The following is a 19,428-nucleotide window of genomic DNA, read 5'->3' on the forward strand; positions in this document are numbered from 1 at the left end:
TGAAACCGGGCCGTGGCAGCATCGAGAGCGTCAGTTACTCGATTGCCCGCCGTGTGCGCTGGGGAGAGGCAGATGAACCCACATCTGGTCTGCGTGGGAGGCGAGGATCACGCCTTGAGAGTTCCCTTCCTCATCGCGCTGCGAGAGAAAGGCTTTCGCGTTACGGCGGTCTCGAGCGGTTCTCCCGTACCGTTTTTAAGGCATGACATTTCGCATCACAGGTTCTCCTTCGACCGGTTTGCATCTGGCGGCGGAGAATGGCGTGCTCTCGGAACGATGCGCCGATTGATGCGGGAGCTTCGGCCCGACATCATCCAGAGTTTCGACACCAAGCCAAATCTGTTGACGCCCCTTTCCATGCGGGGAACAGTTCCGGTTATTCGCACCATCAACGGGCTGGGCTGGACGTTCTCATCTCTGGCGCCTCGCGCTTTGGCCCTGCGTCCGGTCTATTGCGCGCTGCAATGGCTCGCGTCTTCGTGGACGGCGGCGACCGTTTTCCAAAATCGTGATGACCAACTGTTCTTCGAGCGCTTTCGGCTGACCGGTCGCGGAAGCTCGCGACTGATACGCAGTTCCGGAATCGATGTCGATGCGTTCGCAACGGTGCGCCACCTCGGGTCCTCGGCAACGAAGATGCGTAGGGAACTCGGCCTCCAGTCCGCCGAAGTGGTGATCTTTGTCGGCCGCTTGACCCGTCAGAAGGGTGTGGGAACCCTCCTCGAGGCGGTTCCTCGCGTCGTGGCCGAAAGACCAGCAGCACGATTTGTGCTTGTCGGCCCGCGAGAATCCGAAGGCTCATTCGCAATCGACAAGTCCGAGATCGACCGGCACGCATCTCATGTGCTGGCCTTGGGTCCACGACGCGATGTCGCTGATCTCCTCGGCATGGCCGATGTATTCGCCTTTCCCACCCAGTATCGCGAAGGAGTACCGCGTGTGTTGCTGGAAGCGGGGCTTTCGGGACTGCCAATCGTGGCTTCCAGGATGCCAGGCTGCAGAGACGTCGTCGAAGACGGGTGGAATGGCTACCTGGTTGCACCGCATGACGCCGATGCCCTTGCCTCGCGAACAATAGACTTGCTGTCCGACCGCGCTGGGGCAAAGGCAATGGGCGTCCGTTCCGCTGAACTTGTGCGGGAGCGATTTGCCCTGCCGTTGGTGGTCGATCAGTACTGCGACCTGTACGAAAACACACTCCGCGCGGGGCTTCCGCGACCACTCCCTGCTGTCGCACTTGAGGGCAGCCTCGCAGATCACCGGGGCGGAGCACGTCAATGATCCGGGACGCCTTGCTCGCCCTGGGAGTTGCGATGTCCTACGCGACGCAACTGGCCGTTCCGGGATTGCCGCTCGGCTATGGCGAATTGTTCATCGCGATCTGGATCGTTCTGGCGATTGGACGAATATTCGCCGGGGGTCGTCTCCAGGTCACACCCGCTTTTGTCCAACTGGCGAGCTTCTGGCTGATCTTGTCGCTGGCTTTGGGAATCGGCACGATCGTCGGCTACCTGACCACCGTCCTTTACTTGACCGGGCTGGTACATGACCTGATGGCCTACATGCTGCTGGCCGGCTTCACATGCCTGGCGGCCGCGGAGCCCGACGCCGATCGTCACCTTCGCCGCAGTGCCTGGTGGGTGATCGCCATCGCCAATGGAAGCTTCGTAATTCAGCTGGGATTGGCATTTGGGGTAGCCCACCAGCCCGGCGTCGACCCCTGGTTCTGGGACAGATTCCGGGGCTGGTCCGAGAACCCGAACCAACTTGCGCTCTATTGCGCGCTTTTTGGCCCCCTGGCTTTGCACCTTGCCACGACCACCCGCAACCCATGGCGCCGTTTGCTCGCATTCTCCAGCCTGATCCTGACCTTTTATGTCGGCCGGCTGACGAAGAGCGACACCTATCTCTACACCAGTATCCTGAGCTGCCTCGTCTTTCTCGGATTGCGGCTTCGTGCATGGATCGCAACAAGCGGTCGCGCCAGCCTGCCCCGCTTGGCAGCAATTGTGCTGTTGGCGGGTTCCTTGCCTTTAGCGCTGGCGATGACGCCCTACGCGCTCACCGAAGAGGCCAGCGTCGCCCATTTTGCCAAGAGCCTTACCAAGGACCAGGGTGGGGAAGCGACACTCGAAACGTTCGAACTCCGGCTCTATCTGTGGCAGGACGCGGTGGAAACGGGGTTGAAATCCGGGTCGCTGGGATTGGGCCCTGGGCCTCACCTCGAGCGCCCGCCCGTCGCCGACCGTCAATTTCTACAGCGCCCTTTCGAGGCCCATAACACCGTTCTTGACCTTTACCTGCAGGGCGGATTGCTCGCGGTGATGGCATTGGTCTGGATCGTAGGAGCCGCAATGTCGCTTGCCTGGCGAGCGGGATTCGACGCGCTGCTGGTGCTCGGTGCGTCGACGATAATCTTCAGCATGCCTCACCTGATCATCCGCCATCCGATCGTGTGGTTTTCGCTGGCTTTCTGCCTCGTTGCCGGAAATCCGACCGCACTTCGGCGGCAACTTGCCGAGCCCAGGGTGCCCTAAATGTGTGGGATCGCCGGAATTCTATTGGCATCCGATGCCACAGACATAAAGCCGCTCCAAGCGATCGGGCGGATGACCGCATCGCTGCGTCACCGGGGCCCGGATGGCGAAGGGCTCTGGGCCGATCGCGAGGCTGGAATCGCATTGGGCCACAGGCGATTGGCAATTGTCGACCTGTCAGCCGCCGGGCACCAGCCGATGCATTCTGCCAGCGGCCGGTACGTGATCACCTTCAACGGTGAGATATACAATTTTCGCGATTTGCGTCGCGAACTCGAGGGTGCGGGCCAAACCTTTCAAGGCGCCAGCGACACCGAAGTGATGCTCAGCGCAATCGAGCATTGGGGGCTTGAAACCGCCCTCAAACGCTTTGCCGGAATGTTCGTGTTCGCATTGTGGGATCTGAAGACAAGAAGCCTTTATCTGGCCCGTGACAGGATGGGCAAAAAGCCCCTCTATGTTGCTTCGACCCGAGACGCATTGGTCTTCGCCTCTGAGCTGAAGGCGATCAACACCTTTCCGGGCTTCTCTCCCGACCTTGATCTTGATGCCGCGGCGGCAATGCTTTCAACGGGATGGGTGCCGGACCATCTCTGTATCTGGCGAGGCGTGTTCAAACTGCCGCCTGGTTCCGTCCTTTCCATCACCGCGGCGAATTATGCCGAAGACCGCAGCGCGGACCGTCTTTCCCAACGCATTCACCGCTGGTGGTCACTGGCTGACGTTGCAGCCGATGGGCGACGGAACCCCGCTACCGGCACCGACGAAGATCTGGTTGACGAACTGGACAACCGGCTTCGGCTGGCCGTGCGGGAACGCATGATCGCCGACGTCCCTCTGGGCGGCTTCCTGTCGGGCGGGATCGACAGCTCAGCCGTGATCGCCCTGATGCAGGCTCAATCCTGCAAGCCGGTTCGCAGTTTCACGATCTCGTTCGCAGAGGGCGGCTTTGATGAAGCTCCATACGCAGCGGCCGTTGCCCGTCATCTGGGCACCGACCACTCCGAACTTCACCTCTCCCCCAGCGCCGCACGTGACGTCATTCCCGAGTTGCCGCAGGTCTGGGATGAACCCTTCGCCGATGAATCGCAGATACCGACCTTGCTCGTTGCCAGGCTCGCTCGTCAGCACGTCACCGTAGCGCTGTCGGGCGACGGCGGTGACGAATGCTTCGCAGGATACGGCCGCCACTTCATGGCGGAGCGGTTGAAACGACACCTGCGCCTGCCACGACAACTGCGCCGAACCTTGGCGGCAGGGGCAGGTTTTTTCGCACGCGCCGGACGCGACGATGTCATCGGCAAACTGCCACTCTCTGCGAGCGCGAGGCATTTTATCCGGAGCGACCGGATGGAACGTCTCGCCCGGCTGCTCACGGCATCGAATGAAGACGAATTGTTTCAGCGGCTGGCGCGGCCACAGGCTGAAAACCTGGGACGTCAGCGGCCCACCGAACCAATCTACGGCTACGGCGGTCCGCCGCTTGACGACCTGCTCTCCCGTCTTCTGTGCGATGACATGGAGGGATACTTGCCCGGCGATATCTTGGTGAAGCTGGACCGTGCCACCATGGCCAACAGCCTTGAGGGCCGGTGTCCTCTGCTCGACCACCGCGTTGTCGAATTCTCCTGGCGGCTGCCATCCAACATGAAAGTTCGTGATGGCGCCGGCAAATGGATCCTTCGTCGATTGCTACGCCGGTATCTCCCGCAGCACCTGATCGAGCGTCCGAAACAGGGCTTCGATGTCCCTATCGCAGCATGGCTGCGGGGTCCGCTGCGCAACTGGGCCAGCGATCTTCTCGCCGACATGCGAGCAGAAAGCAGTGACGTATTGGACGCTGCGAAGATCGACGCCTGCTGGCGCGATCACATTGATGGCCAGAACCGCTCGCGCGAATTGTGGTCCGCGTTGATGTTCCAGGCCTGGCGGAGCCAAGCCAACCGGCAAGCACAGCAAACCGGCCCAATTCATGAACCCGATCTGGCAGGAGTATAAAATGGTAGGTTCCGCAATCAGCCCGATCCAGCTGCCACGGATCAATCAACCACCAGCACCGGTTCTCGAAGGCAGAGTGCACGTGCGGTCATTGCGCGAATATGTCGAGCCGCCCACCGCGTCGCGCCAACTCTTCGTGATTCTGGCAAGGCGAAAATGGTCTATTGTTGCCTTCGCTGTGTTGGGCGGGCTGCTGGCGGGGTTGCTTGGAAGTCTTCGCCCGGTTCTCTACGAAGCAACTACTCAGCTTATCATCGACGCCCCATCGCGCGGTTCACTGCCCGTCGGCGCCCCGTCTTCGCAGGACCTCGTCGATTCAAGCATAGATGACCACATCACGATGCTATCGTCGCAAGACCATCTGCGCCGCGTCATGGCGGCACTGCGCAAGACAGGTGCGGCTGAAACCGGACAGGACAATTCCGCTAGCGGGAATTCCCGGCTTGAGCCGTCTGCCATCCCTCCCCCGAGGACACGCTCGCTTGCCGGTGGTCTACTGGACCGACTGTGGCCAGGAGCGGACAAAACAATCAGCGATTCACAAGCCGAGGATGCCTCCGAATTGAGAGCCTTGCGGCAAGGAATGCGGGTCGGGCAGGAGCTGCGATCGAGAGTAGTCTCCGTCGCTTTCGCCGATGACAGTCCCGCGCGGGCGGCGCTCGTGGCCAACACATTCGCTCAGGTCTATGTCGACAATCTGATAAGGAGAAGGCAGGCATCCGACCAGCAAGAACTCGATGCGATCACCACCAGCCTGCCCAGGCTGCAAAACGATCTGCAGGCAGCGGCCGACCGCCTTGAGAAATATCGGTTGAGCCACGGAGCCATCGACCAAGGCTCGGCGGACAATGCAGCCAGGGAACGGGCCGACCTCAGCCAGCAATTGTCGATGTCAAACGCAGATCTCGCCGCTGTGGAAACTCGGCTGCGACACATTCAGGAGCTTCGAGCGCAGGGGGCTTCTTTCGTCTCCGTGGCCGAAGCCATTGGCGGGCCTGAACTTGCCGATCTCGCGGCTCGACAGGCTCGCGCGCCTGCGGACCAAGAACTCAGAAACATGACCGAAAGCAAGGTCGAACAAGGCATCGACAAGATTGCTGCGGACGCAAACATTTTCCGTGCCCAGATCGCCACTCTTGAGAGCCGGAAGGCCATTTTGGATGCGGTCATGGCCGACACCGCCAGCCGGCTTTCCGGGTTGCGGGTTCTCGAGCCGCAGGTCAGTTTGCTGACCCAGCGATACAACGAACTTCTTGGCCGGCAACAGGATTTGACGCGGCGTATCGGAGTCCCCTCGGCTGGAATTTCCATCCTATCGGCGGCATGGCCGCCGACCATCCCGCAGACCTTGCCCGCCATCTTCCTTGTTCCGCCCGGGATGATTGTGTTCGCTATACTGGGCGCGATTTTCGTCACGATGCGCAATCACTTCGATCGGACTTTCCGCGGTGAGACCGAGGCGGAAGCGGTGCTCAAGGTTCCATGTATGGGGCAGATTCCCGAAGCAGGCAGGGTGCATGCCAAACGACTGCGAACCCTTGTCCTGGGCGAGCGCAGCTCCGCCTATAGCCGCGCCGTGACGTCGTTGCTGATTGCTGCGGCGCCCAATGCGCTGAGGGCTCGTTCGTCGTACACGGCGCTTGTCACCTCCAGCGTCCCGGAGGATGGGGGGACCGAGCTCGCATGGAGTCTGGCGCTGGCCGGCACGCGGATGGGCGGCCGTGTTCTCTTGATCGATCTTGAACGCAAGGGCGTTCAACTCACGCTCGAGTTCCTGCATCAGTTCAGCGAGCGCAAGAGCCGCCATTCCTTCGCTGACTATGTCTGCAATCGCAGCAACCTGGAAAACGCCGTGGCCAGTCTGCATGAAATCGGCATCGACGTGATGACCGCTGCTCCGTCGGACGATCTGCTGGCGGTGTTGTCCTGCGAGGATGGGGGCAAAGTGATGGCGGATCTGCACTTGACCTATCGCATCGTCATCATAAACCTGCCGTCGGCGCTCGGGCGGCCGGAAGCCAAATTTCTGGCTGGATGGGCTGATGCGGTGCTTTTTGCCGTCCGATGGAGGAAAACGCCACGTACCCTCGCTCGCGGGGTGCTGGAACTCCTTCAGGGCAACGGTTCTCTTGCGGTACCCGTCGGCAGCGTCCTCACGCAAGTGAACTTGAAAAAACATGCCGGATATCGGCTCGAGGACAGCGCCGACCTCTTGCGCGAGCAGATAGCATGACCAAGCACAGGCTCGTCCTTGGGCCGCGGACGAGGCGGTTCATCCAGGGAGCGGCCCGGACGATTCAGGGTGCAGCCTGTCCGCAGAGCGCGTCATTCAGGTGAATGATGGCAAGGTTCGGTGTGCATCGTAGGCTGCGGCAATCCCCGATATTTGCCTCCCTCGGAAGCGCGAACCGATGGCACTGAGCGATCTTCTGAGACCCAAGATGGTTCCCGCGGCCGACACAGCCATCATCGCTGTTCGGCCGAGCACGATCGGTTCGATCATTCGTGCAGCTGGTGAAGTGTCGGCGATGGCAATTGTCGGCCAACTCACGCTTCTTGCTGCAATTCCGGTCTTGGCGCGGCTCTATTCGCCTGCGGATTTCGGCATCTTTACGATTTATCTGTCGATCGTGAACATACTCGCCGGGGTCGCAGCATTGCGCTTCGAGGCGTCACTCTATGGGGTTAAGGGGAGCGCCCAGGCCTATGTGACGGTCAAGCTTATCCTTTTGGCTGTGTTCGTGACCACCGTCCTGGCCTTTTCGGCCGGACAGATGCTGTCGAACCTTGCTCCCAACCGCTTCGGCTCGCTTGCCTGGCTCGTTCCGATCGGAATGGGAGGCGCAGGTCTGGTCGAAGCCATGAACTGCTGGAGCCTGCGTGCCGGGCTTTTGCGCGACTTTGCCCTTGGGCGGCTGATCCTGCCGGCGAGCATGGCTGCACTGCAATTGGTTTTCGGCATTGCCAACCTCGGCGGCGAAGCGATGATCCATGCCCATATTTTGAGCCAGTTCGTCTTTATCGGGTATATCGGTTATCGGGTGACGAGCTGGGAAGATTTGCGCGGCATCGCCCGGGCACCTTGGCGTGCGGTGTTCGAAAAGGCCCGGCGGGAATACAAATTTCCTCTGTTCGATATCCCCGCAACACTCGCGAGCATAGCAATCAACAATCTTCCGGCAGTTCTTGTCGGTGGGCTGTTCGGCACAGCATTTGCCGGATATTTGGGCGTAGCAACGCGCCTGGTTACCGGTCCAGTGACGCTGATCGCTTCACCGCTCAGCAATGTTTTTGTCGCCGAAGCAAACCAGAACAACAATCGTGGACACCTGCTTGGCGTGGCACGCGGGCTTCTCCTGCTGGCTGCCGGCTTTACCGCGGTGCCGATATTGCTGCTTGGACTCGCCGCGCCCTATGTGGTCGTTCCGCTCCTGGGCGAGCCTTGGATGCCCACCGCGGAAATCATGACCGCACTGGCGCTGATGGGCGCGGCACAAGCGTTGTCGACTCCGCTTAGCGACGTTCCCGCTCTGCTACGTCGGCAAGGAACAAGGCTGGTCATCGACCTCGCACGAGCGGTTCTCGTGTTTGGCCCGCTCCTCGCCGGCGCCCAGGCGGGCTGGCAGCCAGTCACCGTCATCTATTTCATGGCCGCCGGCGGCGCGTCGGGCTTCGCTCTGAAAATGGCAGCATCGCTGTATTTGTTGACCCACGACCCTCAACCAGCAGGCGCTGCAACGTGCATCCAACATGAATGTCTCGAGGAAAAAACGCCATGAATTCGTCGTCGGTTGACAATCTTCAAGCGGCAGTTGCGGTCACCCAGCATGACCGTGCCGATGTCTCATGGTCACGCCCTTTTATCTCTGTCGGGATACCAACCTTTCGCCGGCCCGATACGATCCGCAGGGCGATCGACAGCGTCCTGGGTCAGGATTACTCCGATTGGGAGTTGGTCGTGAGCGACGACGAGGGACCGGAGGGCGAGACCTGGGCTATCGTGACCGACTATGCACGAAGCGAACCTCGCATCCGCATCATCGAGAACAGCCGAGGTCGCGGTCAGGTGGAGAACACCAACAACGCTATGCTGGCTTGCTCTGGACGGTGGATCAAGTTGCTGCACGACGATGACTGGCTTGCGCCAGGTGCACTCAGGACATTCGCCGAAGTTGCCAAACAGCACCCGTCGGTTGCCTTCATGACGTCAGCCGCAAACATAATCGAGGACAAGCGAGTGAGATTTCGCCAAGTCCCCAAGGAGCAGGAAGCGATCTCCCTTTATTCCAGCCAGCAGTGCCTGATGGACCTCTATCTGGTGCGCGCGACACGCTGCCTGGGGATCATTCCATCCACATTGCTGATCAACAGCGACGTCATTCGTGCCGGCTGCTTGATGCGCACGCACAAAGAGATTCCGGCCGGAGTGGATCAACTGTTCTTCGTCGATCTAGCCAGCCATGGGGACATGGTGGCGATAAGCGATCCGCTTACCTTTTATGATGCAACGAGCCATCCAAGCATTACCACGTCAAAGAGTTTCCGCGAGGTCGACGAAGTGACCCTCGCCGTCAAGCAGCTTAACTGGAATCTCATCAAAGACCGCAACCATCTCCCGCCTCCCGAGACATTGCTGCGGGCGCTGCGGGTTGCTCGTATTCCCATGCGGTTCCACCAGCAGTCCTGGTTGACCACATTCCTGGATGGGATACAGATCTTCCGGCCTTCGGTCATGAAGGTGGCGGGCTGGCACGTGCTTAATCACGTGTTTGCAATTCGCCCAAGATTGGGCCGGGTGCGCACGCGACGGCGGTAAGGTGAAGCTGGCCGACAAGCACATCAGCGACAGATTGCGCGCACAAGCCTGTTGTGCGCGCGCATGGTAAAGGCGTTTGCCTCACGGCAAAACGCATATGCGCCCAAGAAGAGCTACCAGTTCCGCCTGTCGCCGTGTTTCGGTCTTGGCGAACAGCGACGCCAGCTGCGACCTTATCGTGGTCCGGCTCAAGCGCCGCTTGCGGGCTATTTCCAAAGGGGCATCGCCCTGCGCCAAGCGCAGTGCGAGCTGCGTTTCGGCACTCGTCAGACCAAACATTCTTTGCAGCGTCTGGGGATTTGGCCCGGACCTGTTTTCACGATCCAGCAGCGCCACGATGCTTGTCGCGTCAGGCGTTGCTATGCCCTTCTCGTTCAATATCAGGGGCCTGTCGCCCATGCCTCGGATCACCACCCATGAAAGCGTGCCAGGAGAAAAATTGCCCGGCACGGTTGCGATCAGCCGTCTCAGCGCAGCAAATACCTTGCTGGCCGTATCGGCTGCCTCGCCTTCGTGCTCCAAGGTGTTTTGAGCGGCTGAATTCCACTCGATGACCTTCCTGTCGCTGTTCAGGATCAGGTAGCCACAACCGATGCGATCAAGCATTCTCACAACAGATGCAAGGCTGCTCTGCCGTGGCTCGACAGCAACGCTGTCGAACCGTTGTGGTGCTTGATGCCAAGCGGAAGCATGGTCACCTTGCGTTCTCAAGGCGGAGACAGGCTTTCCCCCGAAACTTCCATATTGGCGACCAAGAATTCCATCATCTTGCCTACCAACCAGTGCCATTTTCTTACCTCCCGCAAAACGGCAACGCCTCCCAGTCAAAAGGAGGTGCCTTAAACATGTCAGTCAGGTCGCTTGGAGAGTAGCGGTCCGATCCGCCCCCGACATCGGACAAAATGCGCGCTACAATCCCGGGGAACAATCCTGCGGTCGGACTAGTCTGTACGCTTTTCGGTCTAATCTCGACGGACTAGTCAGAAGGTTATAGTCTGGCACATGCGTTTGCATTCGCTCAGTTTGCATCCGAACAGCTCAGGCAAGTTGCTGACCCGCCTTGCCTCGATGTCGCTCCTGATAGCGACACTTGCAGTCGAGACAGCGCTGCCGACCTCTGTGGCATACGACATCGGCTTTTTTGAGTTTGTTCCCGCCATTATTGCCATCTCATATCTCGAAGATCGCATGATCGCTCTTGCGGCAACATTTGTGATGGTTGCCGTCGGCTTGTTGACGCGGGATGTCCTGCACCATCCAATCGATGTCGGCCTTTGGGTTCAAGCCATTCTGCTGCTGGTTGCAGGGGGGATGATCGCCCTGACTTTCCACCGGCAGAGGCAGGACTACCGCACCCTTTTGCAGGTTGCGGAGGCTAGACTCGCGGCCTTGGAAGCAACCGAAAACAGGTATCGCTGGGCATTCGAACGTGCCGCCATTGGCTTTGCCAACATGAATGAGAACGGAGAGTTGCAACGGTCCAACAAGCGTCTTTGTGAGATGACAGGGTATGTCGAGGAGGAGCTTTCAAGTCTGCCGCTCAGCGCACTCGTCCACCCCGACGACAACCACACCTTGGCGGAAGCGTTGACTCGCCTGAAAGACACGACTTCGTTCGGCTCGGAGATCCGTCTCCTGAGAAGAGACGGCACGATTTTGTGGACAAGATTGGCCCTGTCTTTGGCCGTGCCAGCCGATGCTCTCCCTCAAAGCATTTTTGTAGTGGTGGACGACATATCGGGAGAGCGAACCGCCCGCGAGGCACTCCGGGCTCAGAAGGAATGGTTGGACCTGGCGCTATCGTCAAGCCGGTTGGGAACATGGCGCATAGATTTCGAGAGCGGGTCCGTGAAGGGCTCAGCCGCGTTCTGGGAAATGATGGGGCTGGCACCCGCGCCGAGCCGTCCATTGCAGGAATTGACTGCGGTCGTTCACCCGGCCGACTTGCCTAATCTGATGGCCCCGGGAGAGCTTGCATCAGGCGCCGACTATGACGCTGAGATCCGCATCAGGCGAACTGGCGGACATATTCGCTGGATTGCTCTTCGGGGACGGGACGAATTGCGCGACGGTCGTGCACAGCGAATAGGAGTCGCCGCGGATCTCACCGATCGGCGCATAACCATTCTGCTGCGGGCTGCGGCGAAGAAGCGAGAGCGGGCCATGCTTGAACAGCGCCATAGGCTCAACAATCTGTTTCCGGTGATCACGGCGCTTGTGAATATGGTTGGTGCCCCCGACAATGATATCGCCAGCTATAAGCAGACACTGATCGAAAAGATCGGCGCACTCCAGGCGACGCATCTGCTTCTTTCACGCGATGGCAGCCTGTCGGCTTCCCTGCGTGACCTCATCGTTCAGGAGTTGCAGCCCTATATGGGGACGCATGACATTTCGATCAGTGGACCCGAAATAAAAATGGCTGAGGGTTCGGCTGAGAGCTTCGCAATGATCGTTCACGAGCTTACGACCAATTCCGTGAAGCATGGGGCTCTCGGCACTCCGGCAGGACGGATCGAGGTGGTGTGGCAATTCGTGGCCCAGGAGCCCGGCGCCGACATAGTGTTTGAATGGTCGGAATCGGGAGAGCGCCGGGTCTCCACCTCGGCTCGGCGTGGCTTTGGGTCGTTGATTATCGGAGCCGACGGTGAGCCTATCGTGGGCCACTCTTCCAAGCTTGAGATGCTGGATCACGGACTGAAATATTCGGTCCGGCTGCCGCCAAAAGCAATCGGCGCTAGTTGATGTCCCTGGCGGCCCATGTCTTCAGCAAAACCGCGGCTTCCGTCCGATTTCGTGCCCCAAGTTCGCGCAGGACGGCAGCCGCATGAATCTTCGTCGTCGCTTCTGCAATTTCAAGAGAGCGGGCAATCTCTTTGTTCGAGTAACCTTCAGCCATCAACCTGAGGACTTCCTTCTGTCTGGACGTAAGCCTGCCCAGATTGTTGACGCTGATGGTCCTGTGGGGCATTTGCGTGGGAGCCTCGGATGGAAGGCGCACCGACTCCTTGGACCTTTGTGAAAGAAGTGCCGGAACGTAAATGCGGCCAGCCAGGATTTCGTTCACCGCAAGGACCACCTCCTCGTCCGTTTGGGACTTTACGATATAGCCATGAAGTCCAATCGAGAGGGCAGTTAGAATCTCGGCGCGTGAATCGGTCCCTGAGACAATTGCAAACCGTGTGTCGGGATGAGCCGGTAAGACGTCGCGAAGGTCGTCCTGACCGGACAGTCCCGGCATGTTCAGGTCGATGATGGCGAGATCAACAGGCGCCTCATCTTCAAGCAAGCTTATGACGGTATCAAAACACGCCGCTTCGAATATTTCCAAGTCTGGAATGCCGGCCATCAAAGCCAGTCGCAGCCCACGACGATACAAGCCGTGATCATCGGCGATGATAATACGATACATGAACCACCCACCTTTTGGCAGCCCGCATGTGTCCCTAGCTGCCGAAACCTCCCTTTGGATGGACTGTACGGTGACCCAACACAGATCAGCCGCCCGCTGATCCCCCGTATGTCGACGCTCGCCGCCGCCCATCGGCACATTTCAACCTTCTAATATAGCTTACAATCGCACACATTTCAGGGCCAGATGTTGAAGTGTTTTTTTCGTACGAACGGTAGCGATGCCCTTCCGAGAAGGTCGTTGCCGGCGCCGGACATGTGAACAGTTCCCAGCTCTGATCGCCCTGCCGCGCCCATGCGCTGCCAACTGGAATATTGAATCAAAAGGCCGGGAAAGTGCCATTCAAATGCACGACGACGCCTTCTCAAGCGCCACTTACCATCGCTGCACTCCGGAGAGGCAAAACCAACACTGGCGTACCTTCCGGCCGGGTGGGTTGGACCCATCACACCGCGACAGTCGTATCAATAGGAGGACGAGATGAAAGCGGTCATTCAGTGCGGTGGAATGGGAACACGCCTTCGGCCTTTCACATCCATATTGCCCAAGCCTCTCATGCCGATCGGTGCTCGACCGGTTCTTGAATTGCTTTTGAAGTGGCTGCGGCGGAACGGCATTCAGGAAGTCTACGTCACGACCGGCTATCTGGGGCACTTGATCCGCACCGTATGCGGGGACGGATCCCAGTGGAATCTAAGGATACGCTACACCCAGGAACTGGAACCTCTCGGCACCATTGGCCCGCTCTCCCTGATCAGGGAGGAACTGGACGAGCCGTTCATTGTTCTCAATGGGGACGTACTTACCGATCTCAGTCTCAGCCGGTTTGTGGCATCACACCGCACACACACGGATCCAGTCACCATAGCCACCGCATCCCGCGTCATCAAGATGGACTTCGGCGTCATCGACGAGGTCGACAATACCGTTCAAGTATTTCGTGAAAAACCGACGCTATCCCATCTGGTAAGCATGGGAATATATTGCATGAATCCAGACGTTTTTCGTTTTATACCTGACGGCATCGCCTTCGGATTCGACGATCTCATGCTGCAGATGATGCAAAACGGCACGAATGTGCACGTCTACAAACATGACGGGCTTTGGCTGGATATCGGACGCGTTGAAGATTTTCAAAACGCACAAACCATTGCCTGGGAAGAGCAGTCCGCATCGATCGAGGTCTCGGCAGCGGCCGCTTGAGGGCTGAACGCTCGACCACGCCAACATGAGGAGGTCGTAATGCTCTTGGTCAGCGCTCCTATTCTTGGCTTTCCGGAAAAGGCGGCCTTGGCCAAAGTTGTCGACAGTGGGTGGCTGACGATGGGGGACCAGGTACGAGCCTTTGAAGAGGCCTTCGCGGCCGTGCATGATGCGGTCGATTGCGTTGCCGTCAGCTCTTGCACCGCCGCCCTGCATCTCATTCTCCATGCACTTGGGATCGGTCCCGGAGACGAAGTTCTGGTTCCCTCGCTGACCTTCGTGGCGACCGCGAATGCAGTGCTCTACGTAGGAGCAACACCGGTATTCGTCGACATAGAGTCGGCCGAAGTGCCACTGATGTCCCTAAGCGACGCGGAAGCCAAGTGCACCGGACGCACCAAGGCCGTCATTCTCGTCCACTTTGCCGGCTACCTCGCCGACCGGGAAGAATGGCAGAGATTTGCCCGTGTGCGAGGACTGCATATCGTCGAGGATGCCGCGCATGCTCCCGGCCTTAAGGAGGTGGGGACTTACGGTGCGGCCGCGGCCTTTAGCTTCTACGGCAACAAGAACATGACCACCGCGGAAGGTGGGGCCGTAATCGCCCGGGATGCACAGCTCCGTGAAGCGATCCGCCAGGCTCGCGGACATGGGATGACCAGCGGCACACATCAGCGGCTGAACAGCCGCACGCCGCAATACGATGTGACGATGCTCGGGTTCAATTACCGCATGGATGAATTGCGCGCCGCCATTGGCTTGGTCCAGCTTCAGAACCTGCAGGAATGGAATGAAATCCGGCGCATATTGGTCGTCCTCTATCGACGTCTGATCGCAGACTATTGCTCGGCTGTGACAGTTCCGTTCTGCAAACCGCGGACCTCGGCCTATCACATCATGCCTGTCCTCCTGCCACATGACGTCGACCGGCAAACGGTGATCGACCATCTGCGAACGAAGGGAATACAGACCACAATCCACTATACGCCCGTGCACCAGATGACGCTCTATCGCCAAATGTTCACTGAAATCCATCTGCCGAAGACCGAGGATTTCGCGCAGCGGGAGTTGACGATTCCACTACACCCGCAAATTACGGCAAGTGCGATCGAGTCGGTGGTTGTTGCGTTGGCCACCGCGATTGAAAGCAGCGGGCGCGCGGGAGCCGCGGCATGAACGCACTCGACGTGACGATGCATCGGCCCGCCGTAGCTGGCACCAGCCACGGAATTGCCAGGCGCGCGATGGATATCATCCTCGCCGCAGCAGCGGGAATGGCACTCGCTCCGCTGATGCTACTGATTGCTGTCGCACTCTTTGTCGAGGGTGGTTGGCCCGTGCTTTTCGCACAGACGCGCCTGGGTGCCGGCGCAAAACCGTTTCGCATGTACAAGTTCCGCAAATTCAAGACAACAGCCGATCCTTTCGGCCTTGCGCTGACCATGAACGATGACAGCCGCATGACGCGGATAGGCCGTTTTCTCGCGGCAACGAAACTTGATGAGTTGCCGCAACTGTGGAACGTTTTTACGGGAGACATGGCAATTGTCGGCCCGCGGCCGGAAAGCCTTGCCTTCGCCGATTGTTTCCGCGGCGGCAATGAAGCCGTCCTGCAGTGGAAGCCCGGTCTGCTCGGCCCGACCCAGGTTCTCTTCCGTCACGAAGCCTGTTTTTACCCGCCATCCCTTGATCCGCTCCTGTTTTATCGAGAGGTCCTGTTCCCGGCCAAGGCAACGATCGACCTCGCCTACTATCCGCGGCGCACGATTGCATCGGACCTCGTCTGGATAATGCGAGGCTTCAGGGCGGTTTTCGGCGTGTCCCTGCCTCCCGCGGCAAGTGGGTAGAGTTGGAAAGTGAGGAGAGTTTGGCATGAATGGATTGTTGTTCGTTCGCCAGTTTGACAGCTCACACGATCAAAGGAGTGCGCAGTCGTGAGCTATCACGGCAGGAAGGTCCTGGTCACGGGTGCGGATGGATTTATCGGATCCCACCTCACGGAAGCGCTGGTGCACGAAGGCGCCGATGTAACGGCACTGGCCCTCTACAACTCGTTCGACAGCCATGGCTGGCTGGACGATTTACCCGACCACGTTCGAGGCCAGCTGCAATGCATTCGCGGGGATGTTCGTGACAGCGCGTTCATCAACCGGATCGTGCGCGGCCAGGCGGCGGTGTTTCACCTGGCTGCGCTGATTGCGATTCCCTACTCCTACGCGGCTGCCCAATCCTATGTGGAAACCAATGTGCTGGGCACCGTGAATGTCCTCGAAGCGGCACGCCACTGGGAAACCGAACGCATTGTGCATACGTCCACGAGCGAGGTTTATGGCACCGCTCTGACCATGCCGATCGACGAATCCCACCCGCTGCAGGGACAGTCCCCCTACTCTGCATCCAAGATCGGCGCAGACATGATGGCGGCGTCCTATGCCAGGTCCTTCGATGTGCCGGTGGTCATCCTGCGACCGTTCAATACATACGGGCCGCGCCAGAGCGAGCGGGCCATCGTGCCGACCATCATAAGGCAGGCTCTGGACGAGAACTGTCCGGCGATCATGGTCGGAGACACCAGCCCTATCCGCGACCTTACCTTTGTGGAGGACACTGCTGCGGCATTTGTGGCGGCAGGGGCGGCCGAGCTTGAATTTGGCCATGCCTACAATGCAGGCAGCCAGCGCGCCGTCAGTGTCTCGGACGTTTTGGAGTTGGTGCTCGAGTTGAGTGGCACCAGGAAACCAGTTCGTCGAGATGAAAGCCGGATGCGGCCGCAAAACTCCGAGGTTCGCGCGTTGCTCGCCGATTCCTCGAACCTTGAAAGTAAAGTCGGATGGCGGGCACATACGAGCTTGCGTGATGGTCTGGAAAAGACCATCGAGTGGTGGCGCTCGCGCCTCAGCGAAGGCCGCGTCCGACGCGAAATGAGCTACATGACATGACCTTTCCGCGGCTCATACCAGCTTTGCTGTTGATGGCCGCTCTGCTGGCGCTGCACACAGCCGGAAACCGGCCGAGCGGTGCGGCAGGCACGGAGCCGGCAATGGATCTGCCCGCTTATCTGAAACCTGCAACTGATCCGGCGACAGGGATCCGCTTTACTCGGATCACCCAGCCCGGAGCGCTTGGCAGCGGAATTGTCTGCGGCAAAATATATTGCAGTCATCGCTACTCGAGCGCGCAAGCCTGGAATGCGGATCAGAGCCTCCTCGTCCTCATGAACGGCTGCAACGGCATGTGTTTCCTCGACGGGAAAACCTACCTCCCTTTGTTTCATCGCAACAAGTCGGGTGAGTGCGAATGGCGCCCTCGAAACGCGGAGATGATGATCTGTGTCGATGGTCAAAAGATTTCGATCTGGGCGCCCCGCACCAATCGTGAGGACATAGTGTATTCCGCAACGAAATATCGGGATCTCGAATTCGGCCCGTCCAAGGGAAATCCTAGTCGTGACGGCAACCGCATTGCCGTACGCGCGACCCGCAATGATGGAGCTGCTGTCGTTTTCGCATACGACATCGACCGGCGTCTGAAATACCCGGACATCGATCTCGCCCAGGTTGCCGGAACGACCAGTTCCTGCACCATTTCTCCGCTCGGAGAGAACATCCTGTGTTTCCAAAATCTGGTCGACGGCACCGAACAGCGAGCCATTTTCGCAGTCGACGGCACCCTGCGCCAAACGTGGAAGGATCATCATCGGCCCGGCCATGGCGATTTGACTCTCGATGCGGATGGCAGCGAAATTTACGTCGGAACCAGCAAATCCGCTCCGGACAAATATCAGGTGATCAAGCGTCGGCTGTCCGATGGAAAGGTCACGTCGCTCACGAAGTACGGTGAGGCCGAGCATACGTCGCTGCGTGCTTTGGACAGGCCCGAATGGGCATTTATAAGTTACGGGGGCAATCCCGATGAGGTTCGGAGCCACCCGGACTGGGCGCCATACACGCGCGAAGTGATCGCGCTGCGTGTCGACGGTCGTCAGGAGGTGCGACGCATCGTGCAGACGCGAAACGCTCCGTTCGACTATTGGAGCGAGACACATGCCTCACCCTCCCCTGATGGGTCGCAAGTGATCTGGTCGAGCAATTGGGGGGTGCCTGGTGGGCCGGTCTACGAATTCGTCGCCCATCTCGATTGGCCGCAGCAGCCGGGCCTGAATTAAAGGGAGATTGCCATCGATGGCCTTCGTTAGCCGAATTTTCTTTGCAGCCCTTGCCGGCTGCCTGGCCCTGGATATCGCAGCCGCGGCTGAAGCGCCGGTGGCCTATAAGCTGTCGCCCGGCGATACGGTGGAGATAGGAATAGCCTCCATAGCGGAGCGAACGCAACGCGCGATCGTCCAGATGGATGGCTCGATCGCGCTGCCCGAGTTCGGGATGATCCCGGTTGGCGGGCTGACGCCGGCCGAATTGCAGACGCGCATGGAGGCGGTGCTGCCAACCAAGATAGTCCATCAGCGCCTGCCTGATGGACGGGAGCAAATGATCGTCATCAAGCCGAGCGACGTCACGGCCGTGATCGCGGAGTACCGTCCGATCTATGTGACTGGCGATGTGCTGACACCAGGGCAGCAGACTTACCGGCCACTCATGAGTGTCCGACAGGCAATTGCCGTCGCCGGCGGTTTTAGTCTCCTGCGGTCTCGGGCAAGCCAAAGCGGACCTGATCCCGTTGATCTGCGACGCGACTACGAGTCGATCTGGGGGGACTACATCAGAGACTACTTTCATGGCGCGCGCATCCGCGCCGAACTTCAGAACCAGGCAGAATTTGACATGCAACCGCCGCAAGGCTCGCCCCTGTCGAATGCATTGATATCGGCGGTCGCGCAGGCGGAAGCGGAGGGCCTCAAGATTTCGCTGAACAATTTTCAGCAGGAGCAAAGCTATCTCGACAAGACCGCCAAGGATGCCGAGGCTCAGGTCGAGGTTCTGCTCAAGCGCGAGCAGACGGAAGCGGCCGCGGTGAAACAGGATGAAGACGATCTTGCGCGGGTCACCAAATCGTTCGAATCGGGCAACCTGACCAACAGCAGGCTCGCCGACGTCAGACGTGCCGTGCTGATGTCGTCGAGCCGGGCGCTCGAGACCTCGGTCGAACTGATGAGAACGCGGCGCCAGCAGGAAGACTCCGTCAGGCAGCAGGAACGCAATGAAAATCAAAGAAGGATCGGCCTTCTGAACGAATTGAGGGACACCGACCTTCGCCTCGCCGAGACCACTGCAAGGCTCCACGCAGCCAGCCAGAAGCTTCAGCCATCAGGGGCGTCCGCGCTTCCACTGCCCGTCGCCGGCGAAACCTTTCAGGCGCGGATCACAATAACCGGCGGGGCCGGCGACGCGTCGAGAGGTCGACCGGTCGACCAGGACACCGAGGTTGCGCCTGGAGACACCATCGAGGTGAGGTTCAGCAGCGAACTGCAGAGCGCGGCGATCCAGTAGTTGCGCGGACGTGAACCG

At 59.4% G+C, this 19,428-nt stretch carries 15 protein-coding genes; 13 read left to right on the plus strand and 2 right to left on the minus strand.

Translation table 11 applies throughout. The features are described from left to right. Positions 1–72: 72 nt before the first annotated feature. From LB559_RS29835 to LB559_RS29860, 6 genes are all read left to right on the plus strand, one after another. Complete coding sequence (locus LB559_RS29835; protein WP_063167495.1) at positions 73–1,281, plus strand: glycosyltransferase family 4 protein; 1,209 nt, start codon at positions 73–75, stop codon at positions 1,279–1,281. Further along, positions 1,278–2,537: an O-antigen ligase family protein gene (locus tag LB559_RS29840; protein WP_063167494.1), complete on the plus strand. Its 1,260-nt coding sequence runs from the start codon at positions 1,278–1,280 to the stop codon at positions 2,535–2,537. Before LB559_RS29835 ends, LB559_RS29840 begins: the two co-directional genes overlap by 4 nt. Continuing rightward, positions 2,538–4,535, plus strand: a complete 1,998-nt coding sequence (gene asnB, locus LB559_RS29845; RefSeq protein ID WP_224675644.1) for an asparagine synthase (glutamine-hydrolyzing) — start codon at positions 2,538–2,540, stop codon at positions 4,533–4,535. 1 nt (position 4,536) lies between these two features. Then, entirely contained in the window at positions 4,537–6,768 is a 2,232-nt protein-coding gene (locus LB559_RS29850) for a GumC family protein (protein WP_224675645.1), read from the plus strand. Between the two features lie 178 nt (positions 6,769–6,946). Further along, a complete protein-coding gene (locus LB559_RS29855; RefSeq protein ID WP_224675646.1) occupies positions 6,947–8,314 on the plus strand; it encodes an oligosaccharide flippase family protein in 1,368 nt (455 codons plus the stop codon). Further along, positions 8,311–9,351, plus strand: coding sequence for a glycosyltransferase family 2 protein (locus tag LB559_RS29860; protein WP_024502430.1), 1,041 nt, complete (start codon positions 8,311–8,313; stop codon positions 9,349–9,351). Before LB559_RS29855 ends, LB559_RS29860 begins: the two co-directional genes overlap by 4 nt. Before the next feature lie 81 nt (positions 9,352–9,432). Here the strand turns inward: LB559_RS29860 and LB559_RS29865 are convergent, their stop codons facing one another. Continuing rightward, positions 9,433–10,140 carry a helix-turn-helix transcriptional regulator gene (locus LB559_RS29865; protein ID WP_224675647.1) on the minus strand — a complete coding sequence of 236 codons (708 nt, stop codon included), beginning with the start codon at positions 10,138–10,140 and terminating at the stop codon, positions 9,433–9,435. 213 nt (positions 10,141–10,353) lie between these two features. Here LB559_RS29865 and LB559_RS29870 point away from each other — a divergent pair, with 213 nt between their 5' ends. After that, the gene (locus tag LB559_RS29870) at positions 10,354–12,096 is read left to right on the plus strand and encodes a PAS domain-containing protein (protein WP_024502428.1); all 1,743 of its coding nucleotides are present in this window, start codon (positions 10,354–10,356) and stop codon (positions 12,094–12,096) included. Here LB559_RS29870 and LB559_RS29875 read toward each other — a convergent pair. Then, a complete protein-coding gene (locus tag LB559_RS29875; RefSeq protein WP_224675648.1) occupies positions 12,089–12,763 on the minus strand; it encodes a LuxR C-terminal-related transcriptional regulator in 675 nt (224 codons plus the stop codon). The genes LB559_RS29870 and LB559_RS29875 overlap by 8 nt on opposite strands. Before the next feature lie 480 nt (positions 12,764–13,243). Between LB559_RS29875 and LB559_RS29880 the strand changes: the two genes are divergently transcribed. From LB559_RS29880 to LB559_RS29905, 6 genes are all read left to right on the plus strand, one after another. Continuing rightward, complete coding sequence (locus tag LB559_RS29880) at positions 13,244–13,966, plus strand: NDP-sugar synthase (RefSeq protein ID WP_013533115.1); 723 nt, start codon at positions 13,244–13,246, stop codon at positions 13,964–13,966. 39 nt (positions 13,967–14,005) lie between these two features. Continuing rightward, entirely contained in the window at positions 14,006–15,142 is a 1,137-nt protein-coding gene (locus tag LB559_RS29885) for a DegT/DnrJ/EryC1/StrS family aminotransferase (RefSeq protein WP_013533116.1), read from the plus strand. Positions 15,143–15,210: 68 nt separating this feature from the next. Further along, positions 15,211–15,813 (plus strand): sugar transferase, encoded by a 603-nt coding sequence (locus LB559_RS29890; protein ID WP_224675649.1) that lies wholly within the window; start codon positions 15,211–15,213, stop codon positions 15,811–15,813. An 87-nt stretch (positions 15,814–15,900) separates the two neighbouring features. Then, positions 15,901–16,905 carry an SDR family NAD(P)-dependent oxidoreductase gene (locus LB559_RS29895; protein WP_024502427.1) on the plus strand — a complete coding sequence of 335 codons (1,005 nt, stop codon included), beginning with the start codon at positions 15,901–15,903 and terminating at the stop codon, positions 16,903–16,905. Further along, entirely contained in the window at positions 16,902–18,131 is a 1,230-nt protein-coding gene (locus LB559_RS29900; RefSeq protein WP_224675650.1) for a hypothetical protein, read from the plus strand. Before LB559_RS29895 ends, LB559_RS29900 begins: the two co-directional genes overlap by 4 nt. A gap of 16 nt (positions 18,132–18,147) precedes the next feature. Beyond that, positions 18,148–19,410 (plus strand): polysaccharide biosynthesis/export family protein, encoded by a 1,263-nt coding sequence (locus LB559_RS29905; RefSeq protein ID WP_224675651.1) that lies wholly within the window; start codon positions 18,148–18,150, stop codon positions 19,408–19,410. The last annotated feature ends 18 nt before the right edge of the window (positions 19,411–19,428 follow it).

The organism is Mesorhizobium sp. BR1-1-3, assembly GCF_020165455.1.
Lineage (GTDB): Bacteria > Pseudomonadota > Alphaproteobacteria > Rhizobiales > Rhizobiaceae > Mesorhizobium > Mesorhizobium ciceri.